Below are 11,236 nucleotides of genomic sequence, written 5' to 3' on the forward strand. Positions count from 1 at the left end.
GTATCTATTTCCGATTAGTCCATAAGTGCCATCTATCCGTCCTAAAAAGCGTCTGTGAGTACGTGGAATCCCGATTTCTAAATAGGGCTTGCTGAAAAAGTGGAAAAAGGCAAGAAAAAAGATGACTAAGTAATTAAGTAAAAGTAACTATAAGTTTTTGTCGTTTAAAATTAGGCAAAATATCACTTTTACTAATCAAATCAGAGAAATTAAAGAGAATTGCGGTAAAATTGCTGTTGTAATTCGTTTTTCAGGTACAATATGCTATTAGTAGCGCAGCAAAAACTCCAACACATTAATACCATTGCCCATGAAGGTAAAGTAGTCGTCCTCACTACTGACATTGATGGAAAAATTTGGTACACAGTCAAGCAAGATGGCTTTGAAGATAGTTACCTTAACACTCCAGAAGCTGAAAAAACTGGGTGGGAAAGGTGGCAAGAACTGGAATTTCCCAAGGAAGAAAAAGATGATCAGTCCGTCATTGACAAGGAAAAAGCCGAACTCACTGACCAAAAAGGCGCATTTATTCTCAAGTCACTTTACAGAACCCACACGGAGACTGCTGTTGCTCCAGTACAAGCAATTTCGGCATTGGGACACATTTATATTTTCCGTCAGTCCAAGTCTAATACCCTTTTGGTAGACAGGTTTGTATTAGACGGGATGACTAATAAGCTAAACCGTAAATTAGAAGTGCGGTTTAAGCGCAGTAAGCAGAAACACACCCCCACAAAGAACATGAATAAGGGGTCTAATGGAGTCCTCAATAATATTGACACCTTAGACTTTCGTGATGCTGACGGGAACTTTTTCTACGAACCCACCACCGAATTATGTTTGGTAAATAACCTACATAAAGGTTGGTTTTCTGTGGTGTTAGTTCCGACAATTGAAAATGATGTTCATCGCTGGCATATTTTCGCTTACAACAGCAAAACCAAGCAAGTCGAACTAACCACCATTCGGACATCAGAAGAAGGGTTATTTGAGGTCAAAGATTATACTGTTTTTGAAGAAATCAATGAAACCCTAGTTCCTCGTCAAATTGCTGGAATCATTAAACGCACCCTAGACATATCAGGAACAACAATTACAAACGGCTTAACCGCTACCCAATACGACCTCCAACAGGAACAACAAACCCAGTCCGGGGAAATGCAACTGTTAAAAACAGCTACACGATTAATGTTAGCCATTCCCACTGACAAAGGAACAGCTACACTTAATTTTGCCATTGCTGGAGACGGAACTCTCGCAGAGATTGATGAAACCCCCGACAAAACCATCATTCGCAGTAAGACCAGAGAAATCCTCCTGCCCTTAAACACCCTTGATGAAATCAAAGCCCTAGCCGACAGAACTCCCCCTCCCCAAGGGATGATCACAGGATTAGCCGAAGGAACAGACGAAGATGATGCGGAAAATTTAGTCAAAATTGCCACCCAAGGTAAAGCCAGTGAATTGACGAATGGCGACTTGGTGAAAATCATGGGGACCAGTGATTATCAAGGGCTTTATCGAGCCAAAACCGTTGATGAAAATACCTTTGACCTTGACTTAGGATTAACCCAAGGATTAGGTTACTGGGAAAAACAAGACGAAGAAGAAGGCGGCTTAATTTTTGATGGCATGATTACAGCCTACGAAAAGACGGCTGATGGTAAATTACGAGTAACCTGTCCTAATCATGGCTTAGACAATGGCGATGAAGTTCAAATTGCCGGAACAGAAAACTATAACGACAGTTATCCCGTCAAAAAACTGGATGATACCCATTTTGTCATTGAACGTCAATGGACAACCGCCTCTGCTATTAACATTAAACTCGTCTCTCGCAGACGACGGGGCATCGTTTTTGATGGCGTAGATGACCATGTTGCCCTGCCGGAAATGAATCATAACTACTCCCAAGGCATCACCATAGAAGCATGGGTATGGTATGACAGTTTTAACAACTGGTCAAGAATTATTGACTTTGGCAGTGGATCAGGTGTAGAAAACATTCTCTTTGCCAATGAAGCAACAACCAATAATCTAGGCTTCCATGTCTTTCAGGGAACAACAGCCCAAAGTATTACAGCCCAAGGAGTCTTAGAAACCGGAAAATGGATGCACTTAGCCGCCAGTATTGACGAGTCGGGTAGTGCTACTCTCTACAAAAACGGTGAAGTCATCCAAACAGGGTCTGTTCATCTTCCTAAAACCATTAATCGGACTAAGAATTACATCGCCCGTAGTAATTGGTCTACTGATCCGTATTTTCAAGGCAAAATCAGCGATCTCCGCATCTGGAAAACAAGCCGTACGGCTGAAGACATCAAAAATAATATGTACCTGCAACTAACAGGTAAAGAAGTCGGTTTAGTTGGTTATTGGCGGTTAGGAGCAATTGGAGAAGGACAAGTGATTGACTTTTCCATTAATGGACAGGATGGGACTGTTTATGGGGATGCTTATGTCAGTGCTGCTACCCTTAGCCGTAAACTTGCGGGCGGGTTAGATGCGGTTAAGTATAGCAATGATGACTTGTTTGCGGTCAGTGAACGAGCAACCTATGAGGAAAGTTTTGAGTTTAAGGTTGTTTCCTCCTCTGCTGTTAATCTTGCCTATTTAGATAATGCAGACAACAAGAATTTAGGGACGAAGCTTTTTAAGCTCTCCTATTGGGGAAAAGCCAGTCGCAGTGCTGAAGCAAAACAGATTATTGCCCCTGAACAAATTAAACAAAACAAATTTGAAGATTTAGGAGGAGGTTGGTATCGAGTCTCTGGGAATGTCACGATTCCTGATGGGATTAGTATGTTACGTTCTTTTGAGATTGCTAATGTTCAAGGTAACTGGCAATCTTTAGAAATTCGTAAACATCGCATCCGTTTAATGTCTGAAAGTATTACTGAGTTTAAATACAGTGATAGTGTTAGTTTAACTACTTTAGCGGATAATCAAAAAACATTAGTCGCTAAAATGAATCAACTGCAATCAAAAGAGCAACAAGAAACTCTGCTGCTCAAAGAAAAACAGGATTTGCAGGATAAATTGGCTAAACTAAGCAATCTTAATGCTACAATTGCTCAAAAAGATGCTCTTAGCCTAGAAGTAACAAAGCTAAGACAGCAAAAAAATGATCAACAAATTACCTACGACAAAGAAAAAAATAATCCGGCCAACTATCGAGCATGGTATTTAGAAAATAAAGGCTCTGGATTAGCAATTAATCTGATGTCCTTGTCCGCTGCGTTCTTAATGTCGGCTCCTATATTGGTCTTCGTGGATCAGGGAAATTTTCAATTTCAATGGACTTTCGTGGATCAGGGAGATGGATGGTTTATTGTTAAAATCGTTGGCTACGTAGCAGCATCATCCTATATGTCTCGAGGTGGTGAGAATGATCAGGGGGATCATTGGGGCACATTAACGGGTGATGAATATTTACAGCAATATCCAGATCGCCATAAGTTTAAATTGATTGATACTGGAGATGGATACTATTACATCCAGATTAAAGAAACGGGAAGAATCTTGAGTCAAGGTGGAGGAATGTTTTACAAAGATCAGGTAAAATTCCCAAGGGTACGACTCAACAATGACTATGAGAAGTTTCGTTTAACCAAGGTCGAAGAAAAATCGCTCAATGGGAAAGTTGAAAATTTACTCACATCTTTAAATGACTTACAAGCAATCATCAAACTCAAAGAACAAGAGTTAGCTAATCTCATTGAGATTATTAACGAAGGGACAAAGAAAAAAAGCCTTTGGGAAAATCGTCTCAAAGAAGTTATCGCTCAACTTACCACCCTGCAAACTGAAATCAACACCTTAAACACTGATTTCCTTAATGGAGTAAAAAGTACCCAACAAACTCCCCAAACTATGCCCCAAATTGCCAAAGATAGCAAGGGTTTAGTCACTCAAGGAGCGGTACTTGGTTTTGTCAATCCTGTGACTCGTCTTAACGCTATAGAAACTAGCGAAGGTAATGTCCAACTGAGTTATTTTGATAACCAAGGACGAATGCGACAAACTAACTATGATGCAACTGCGGATAGTAAAAATGCTACCTTTGAACAGTGGATTCCTGATGCTCAACGGACTTGCTTAAATTTTAACAATAGCAATAGTGTTGTTAAATTAAATCAACCCCTCTATCTTCCCAAAGATTGGAGTATTGAAGCATGGTTTGTCCATCCTTTGCCTGAAGCGGGAGAATGGAATACGCTCACCCGAGGGAAAGATGCAGATCATCATATTTTGGTGAGAAATCGCAAACAATTAGGGACTTTTCTGAGCAATGATCCTCTAGGACAAAACTTCTATGATAGTGGTTTCAATATGGGGTTATTGTCTGAAGGATGGCATCATCTTGCCGCGTTCGGAAAAGGCGACACCACCTTATTCTATATTGACGGTAAGGCTGTCGGTAATACCAAAGCTAAAGCCTTAGCAGATGCAGAAGAAAATCTCAAGAAAGCCCCCAATGATGCTACCGCCAAGCAAAAACTTGAGAATATCAAAAAAGCTACTGTGAAAGTGGCTAGTGATGTTCACGCCATTGGCAATTATCAAGGCGGTGGACAGCCTTTTGGTAAAGTGGCAGAAGTTCGTATCTGGGAAGTAGCTTTGACAGATGATGAGATCGCTGTCAATAGCAAAACCTTACTCAGTGGTAATGAACCCGGTTTATTAGCCTACTATCCCTTTAATGAAGCAACGGGAGAAGTTATTCGAGATCAGTCTGGACAAGGGAATAATGGTACGGTATCCGGTGCAATTTGGTGGGGATGTACCGCTCCTATTGGGAACCCGGGAAATACGGTGATGAAGTTTGATGGGGTGAATGATTATATTCAGACCACAGCCAAGATTACCTCTGGTGACGCAGTTACGATCGAATACTGGTTCAAGGGTAGTAGTTTACAGTCTGCTGTCAGACAGCAAGATAGCGCTGGCTCTTATATTATTGCTGGCTGGGGTGATACTCATGTTATTTCTACAGATGGAGGTACTACCGGGGGTATTAGCGTGGGTGCAACTGCCACAGATGGAAGTTGGCATCACATTGCCATGACGTGGAAACGCAACACTACCAACGGTTTTGTTAGTTATTTGGATGGGGTGCTTGTGGCAAAGAAAAACAGTAGTAATGTGTCACTATCTGCTACTGCCGCTGGTACAGGTATTTGTATTGGCTCTTACAACGGCTCAGGAGAGTTTTCTAAAGGTAAAATCGCTGAAGTCCGTATCTGGAAAGTCGCCCGCACTCAAGCTGAAATTCAGGGAAATATGTATGAGCGTCTCACTGGCAAAGAAGCCAATTTAGTGGCTTACTATCCTCTCAATGAAATCAGGTCTGAAGGTTCTGTGCAAAAAGTCTTAGACTTAGTGGCTAATAATCACGGTACGGTGATTGAGGCGATTACTGTAGATGATCAGACTTTACCCATTGTCCCTAGTAGCCTCCTTTCTAATGAGTATAGTAGCGTTTCCTTAGATTCCAATACTAAACGGAAAGTAGCGATGATGCGCCGTTTCTTTGCTCATCCCTCACCCAATGGAGTTACATTACTCCCTGATAAGCGGGTTGAGGCTTTGGAATTGAAATGGATTGGTAACGCCCAGTTTGCGCCGACGTTGTTGGGCTACATCGAAGGACCACCCCCCGTTCCCAGCGAAAACTTGACCTTAGAAGAAGATTACAACGGTGCGACATCTGTAGAATTAACCATGTCGGAAGATGTGGAATTTAATTGGACGCGATCGCAAGATAGCGGTTTGGGTGGAAGTATAGAAGCTTTTGCTGGATTAGATGATGAAGTCGAGGGAGGGGTTGTAGTTTCCAAAAGGATTGCCAAATTGCGTGCGGGTTACAAAGCCAACTTTGACTTCAGCTACCAATTCCAGAATGAGAGTAGTATCACCTCCAGTTCATCCCTGAGCATGACCGATAAACTGGAACTACGCGGCACACCAGAAGAAAGCACTAAGTTCCCCCATTTGGGGACACGATTTATTCCCAAAAACATTGGCTATGCGTTGGTCGTCTCTGCATTGGCAGATGTGTTTGTCACCCGACTTGCCCGCACTGGCAAAATGGTAGGCTACCAAGTGCAGCCGGTAGATGGCATTCCCCCAGATGTCAACACCATCACCTTTTTGATGAATCCTGCCTACACAATGAACGGTAGCTTGGACGGGATGACCGGCAGCAGTGCGACGAGCGATCGCTTCTTCAAACACGTTCCCGAAATGCGTAGCCAATATGGTTCCCTTTATCCCGCTAGTTACTATCGCCTGAAAGAGGCTTATGAATTAAAACGCCAAATTGAAGCGGAAGATAAACGCCGAGAATCTTACTTTTCTAACTTTGATGTGCGTTTAGTCGATGAAACTTCTTTAGATCGGAATATCGACAGTGGTCAGGGACCAAGCACTATTGGGCTACAACGGGAAGAAGATAAACCCAGCACTCAGATGAGTGATGAGGAGAAGAAAAAGGCTGAGGAGGAAAAACTTCAGTCAATTAAAGCTGAAGCCGCAGCAAAAACCAAGCAGCAAAAAACCGCTTCCCAGCAGAAACAAGCAGAAATTCAAAGCAAAATTGCCGACCAAGAGAAACGAGTCCAAGCAACGAACAGTTTTGCTGGTTGGCAAAAACGGATGGAAAGTTTGCAAATTCGGGCTGGCAAACGCAACATCGTCAATACCTACGTTTGGGATGCTGATGGGGGCTTGCGAACGGAGCAACAAAGCTTTGCGAATACGGTAGAGCATACCATTGGTGGCTCTTTTAGCATGAATGCAAGTTTGGGAGGAGAAGCGAATGTTGGTGTAGCTGGTGCTATGTTTGAATTGTCCGCCCTAGCCACTGTTAACCTCACCCAAACCATGAGCAAAACGGAAGCTCGGAGTAAGGGTTTTGAGTTGAATGTGGATTTGAGTGGTTTAGAGTATAAAGGCATCACCGACTACAAAGACCGACCCATTTTACCCGGGGAAAAAGTAGACCGATATCGGTTTATGAGTTTCTACCTCGAAGGTAGCACCAATCACTTCCAAGACTTCTTTAACTATGTGGTTGATCCAGAATGGTTAGCAAGTAATGATGAGGAAGCACGAGCGTTACGTCAAGCTCAAGCCGGAAAACCCAATAAAGCCTGGCGGGTTTTACACCGTGTGACTTATGTAGAACGTCCAGCTTTGATGGGTTTTGGTCATGATGTTCGCAAGTTACGGGCGGCTACTGAGAGTTCCGAAAATCAAAAACTAATGGATAAAATTGGCAATTTGGAGAAGAAAAACCAAGAATTAGAGAAGAAACTTGATCAAATTCTTGGATACGTAAAACCAAAGCAATAGTTGATCATTGAAGAAGAGCTTAAAAGATCCCCGACTTCTTAAAGAAGTCGGGGATCTTATTCCCAACTATTTTCTTAGTTGTAAGTCTACTCCAATCCGATGAGCGCAAGCAAACCCAGAAAAAGCCACAGCATTCAAACCTTGTCCAGGAAATGTACTATCTCCCACACAATACAAATTAGGAATCACAGTGCGATTGAAAGGCATTCCCAATAACCCCCACAACTTACGTTTAGGTATTGGTCCATAAGTTCCATCTATCCGTTGTAAAAAGCGTCTGTGAGTACGTGGAGTCCCGATTTCCAAATAATCTAACCCAGCATCTAAACCAGGAAAAATTGCGGCTAATCTGTCAATAATTTGCCCTGCTGCTATTTCTTTTTTAGCCGTATACTCGCTTTCGGAAAGTCCTTGCCAATTACTAATCCAGTCAGGTGTAAAAGCATGAATAATATGATATCCTGGTGGTGCTAAATCCGGGTCAAGGAGGGTAGGAATAGAAACAAAAATTGTTCCTGTTGCTGTGGTCATTTCCTGCCAATCTGTTAATAAAATATGATGGCATTCTGTTCCTCCAGGTAAAACTGATGCTTTTACCCCTATATGCAAGCTTAAAAAACTGGGCGATTTTATATATCGTTGTTGCCAATTTTTTTCTTTAACTGGCATTTTTTCGGCTGGTAGTAGTTTTGTAAAGGTGTCCCAGCGTGTGGCATTAGATACTATTTTTTTACCATAATAAACTTGACCATTTGCTAATTGTACACCTACAGCTTTTCCCTGTTTGGTGATGATTTTTGTCACTCGCGCTTGGTATTGAATTTCACCCCCCAATTGTGCTAAACCTGTTACCAATTTTTCGGCAATTTTCCCAACTCCTCCTTTAGGATAATTAACTCCTCCATAATGTCTATCAGAAAAAACCATACCAGCATTAATCATTGGTGTCATGTCCGCTGGAACTACTGACCAGCAATAACACTCGATATCAATAAATTTTAATAACTGAGGATCTTGAATATACTTTCGTGCCACTTCTCCTACATTTAAGGGTAAATACTTGGCTAAACCTAGACAAGCTAAAGGATTTTTGAGAAATACCCGCAGGAGATATTTAGGTTCTTCTAATGATAATAATTCAATATTATTCAGGCAATTAAAAACTTTTTGACATTCATCATAAAATCGCCTGATTCCCTTGGCTTCCTGGGGAAAATAAGCAATTAGATTTTGGAGAAATTTTTCATAATCTCGATCAATTTTTAAGTCCAAGCCATTGGGTAAATGATAGTGAATCTGGACAGAATCAGGAATGGTTTCGAGATTAACATTGACTGCATCTAAGGCACGGGTGAGTAAGTTGGTTGTTCCTTTATTTCCCATGCCAAAAATCATTGATGCACCGACATCAAATGTATATCCTTGGCTTTGAAAATAACCGGCACTACCACCGGGAATAAGATAACTTTCAAAAACTATAACTTTTGCACCTTTGGCTGCTAATTGGGTGGCTGTCACTAAACCACCAATACCAGAACCAATGATAATGACATCAAATAATTCAGAACTCATAATTTGTAATTTAATCCAAAAAAGAGGGAAAAGTCTGCTGCTGCTGACTAATCCCGCCTGCCGATTCTTTAAAGAGAGGAGAACACTTGAGAATAATATAACTCTGATTGAGAATCTTTGTCAACTATTAATGATAAGATTTATCAATAAATATATTTAGGGCTTGCACATAATTCACTTTTTTAACCCGGAAACTCTTAATATATCTAGGTTTTCGGTTTATATGGCTAACTATCAGCAACCCCTATTTACTCCTGACTTCTTCCTGGGCGCAGACCCTGCGCCCCTACCTTCTTCTTTCTTCTTTCTTCTTTCTCCTTTCTTCTTCCTGACTCCTGACTCCTGACTCCTGACTCGGTGACTCCTGACTCCTGACTCCTGACTCCTGACTCCTGATTCGGTGAATTCTGCTATGATGTTCCAGTAAAAAGACAATTATCCAGTCGCCCTTTTCTAGCTATGACACAACAACTCCGTGTTTATGTTCCACCTCATCCCCTAATTCAACACTGGTTGGGAGTTGCCCGTGATGTAGCTACACCATCAGTATTATTTCGTTCTGCTATTACTGAGTTAGGCAGGTGGCTAACTTATGAAGCTGCTAGGGAGTGGTTGCCGACTCAAGAAACAACGGTGCAAACGCCTCTGACTACCTGTTCAGCAACTTTTATTAATCCTCACATACCCGTGGCTGTTGTACCGATTTTACGGGCTGGTTTAGGCTTGTTGGAGGGAGCGCAGGGTGTACTGCCTTTGGCATCAATTTACCATGTTGGCTTGGTGCGAAATGAAGAAACTCTAGAACCTACTTGTTATTTAAATAAATTACCTGAAAGATTTGCCCCCGAAACGCGGGTGTTAATTACTGAGCCGATGTTGGCTACTGGAGGCTCTATAATGGCAGTAATGGCGGAATTGAGCCAAAGAGGTGTTGATCCGGCGTTAATTCGGATTATATCTGTAGTTGTTGCTCCCCCAGCGTTAAAAAAATTGGCTGCTGTCTATCCTGGCTTAATCCTTTACACCGCTACTATTGATGAAACGCTTGATGATCATGGGTATATTGTACCAGGGTTGGGTGATGCGGGCGATCGCATTTTTGGAACTTAAGCTAGGATGCCGCTAAGGCCGGAAAATAGCTAAAGTATTGTCAAAGTTGCTTATTTTCGAGAAGACGGTAAAAAATATGAGTCAGCAAGATGGTTTTGCTAGTGGTTTGTTACTGGGGTCATTGATTGGGGGTGTAGTTGGTGGTGTTTTAGGGGCAGTGATTACTTCGCGCTTAGATGCTAAATTTGCAGATGAAGAAAATGACGGTTTAACTACTGGGGAAAATGATAGCCAAACAGGGGCTAAAAAACGGCAAATGAGAGCTTCTGCTCATGAAAGTTTGGAAATAGAAGCAACCAGGCGATCGCTCGAAGATAAAATTGCCCAACTTAATGCCACAATTGATGATGTGCGGAAGCAATTAGGTAATGTCAACAGCAACTCATCCCAGGAAGTTAATGAGCATTCTTAAGCTTTCCCTTAGTTATATTGATTGGCTACACAATGCGACGTGAGCTAAATTAAAATCAATCATGAATCTATGTTTGACATTTAACAGGAAAGTTACCCATGAATTTACTAATTACAACCCTAGCCACCTTTGTCTCCCTTTACAGCTATTTGCTGATTATTCGAGTCTTGTTGACTTGGTTCCCTACGGTTGACTGGTCTAGTCAACCATTTGCGGCTTTAAGCCAAATTAGTGATCCCTACCTCAATCTATTTCGTTCCATAATTCCCCCCTTGGGTGGTATGGATTTCTCCCCTATCCTGGCATTTTTGGCATTGAACATAGTTGGTGGTGTTTTAGATAGTTTAGCTCGCGCCACCTTGGTGCAAGGGTTTTAACTATTCGCCGTAAGTCCCCCACTGAATTTGCTACTCTAAATCAGTGATGGGATATAAGGCGGGAAAAACCGAAATCGTTCTCAACTAATACGAGGTGTAAGCCTTGTAAGGCCAATGCCGTAAGCGAAAACCAAGCTAATAGGTAAGTGTCACAAGCAAAAGATTTGGGTCTTGGGAATCAGGACTTCTGCCCTTGGAGGGAATGTCAGACCAATAGAACTACAAAGTTCTAGAGGCTATTCCTGATGAATTGGGAAGCCCGCACTGTACATAAGGTCAGTGTGTGGTAGTTCACGCCCCAAATTACGATTTTCAATGTAAGGACGTTCCGTTCTATAAAACTTACCCAAAATTACCAAAGTCTAGACACATCTGGACAGCGATAATCTTAGTGTTTATTTCCTGCTTT

The 11,236-nt window shown here is 41.8% G+C and carries 6 protein-coding genes; 4 read left to right on the forward strand and 2 right to left on the reverse strand.

Features of this window, described 5'->3' with window-relative positions; all coding sequences use genetic code 11:
- The first annotated feature begins 261 nt into the window (after nucleotides 1-261).
- Nucleotides 262-7,356 (forward strand): LamG domain-containing protein, encoded by a 7,095-nt coding sequence (locus FJR08_RS12710; protein ID WP_168633404.1) that lies wholly within the window; start codon nucleotides 262-264, stop codon nucleotides 7,354-7,356.
- A gap of 66 nt (nucleotides 7,357-7,422) precedes the next feature.
- On the opposite strand, the gene crtH is transcribed toward FJR08_RS12710, so the two are convergent.
- The gene (gene crtH, locus FJR08_RS12715; RefSeq protein ID WP_168633405.1) at nucleotides 7,423-8,928 is read right to left on the reverse strand and encodes a carotenoid isomerase; all 1,506 of its coding nucleotides are present in this window, start codon (nucleotides 8,926-8,928) and stop codon (nucleotides 7,423-7,425) included.
- A gap of 234 nt (nucleotides 8,929-9,162) precedes the next feature.
- The gene (locus FJR08_RS12720; protein ID WP_168633406.1) at nucleotides 9,163-9,363 is read right to left on the reverse strand and encodes a hypothetical protein; all 201 of its coding nucleotides are present in this window, start codon (nucleotides 9,361-9,363) and stop codon (nucleotides 9,163-9,165) included.
- A 24-nt stretch (nucleotides 9,364-9,387) separates the two neighbouring features.
- Here FJR08_RS12720 and upp point away from each other — a divergent pair, with 24 nt between their 5' ends.
- From upp to FJR08_RS12735, 3 genes are all read left to right on the forward strand, one after another.
- Nucleotides 9,388-10,038, forward strand: a complete 651-nt coding sequence (gene upp, locus FJR08_RS12725) for a uracil phosphoribosyltransferase (protein ID WP_168633407.1) — start codon at nucleotides 9,388-9,390, stop codon at nucleotides 10,036-10,038.
- Between the two features lie 76 nt (nucleotides 10,039-10,114).
- Nucleotides 10,115-10,450, forward strand: coding sequence for a hypothetical protein (locus FJR08_RS12730; protein ID WP_168633408.1), 336 nt, complete (start codon nucleotides 10,115-10,117; stop codon nucleotides 10,448-10,450).
- Between the two features lie 98 nt (nucleotides 10,451-10,548).
- The gene (locus FJR08_RS12735) at nucleotides 10,549-10,827 is read left to right on the forward strand and encodes a YggT family protein (RefSeq protein ID WP_015080346.1); all 279 of its coding nucleotides are present in this window, start codon (nucleotides 10,549-10,551) and stop codon (nucleotides 10,825-10,827) included.
- Nucleotides 10,828-11,236 lie beyond the last annotated feature (409 nt).

The organism is Dolichospermum sp. UHCC 0260 (assembly GCF_009711985.1).
GTDB lineage: Bacteria > Cyanobacteriota > Cyanobacteriia > Cyanobacteriales > Nostocaceae > Dolichospermum > Dolichospermum lemmermannii.

What these genes read in the sequence shown, in the direction of transcription:
- FJR08_RS12710 (WP_168633404.1), top strand. Translation starts at nt 262, where the DNA reads ATGCTATTAGTAGCGCAGCAAAAACTCCAACACATTAATACCATTGCC.
- crtH (WP_168633405.1), bottom strand. Translation starts at nt 8,928, where the DNA reads ATGAGTTCTGAATTATTTGATGTCATTATCATTGGTTCTGGTATTGGT.
- upp (WP_168633407.1), top strand. Translation starts at nt 9,388, where the DNA reads ATGACACAACAACTCCGTGTTTATGTTCCACCTCATCCCCTAATTCAA.
- FJR08_RS12730 (WP_168633408.1), top strand. Translation starts at nt 10,115, where the DNA reads ATGAGTCAGCAAGATGGTTTTGCTAGTGGTTTGTTACTGGGGTCATTG.
- FJR08_RS12735 (WP_015080346.1), top strand. Translation starts at nt 10,549, where the DNA reads ATGAATTTACTAATTACAACCCTAGCCACCTTTGTCTCCCTTTACAGC.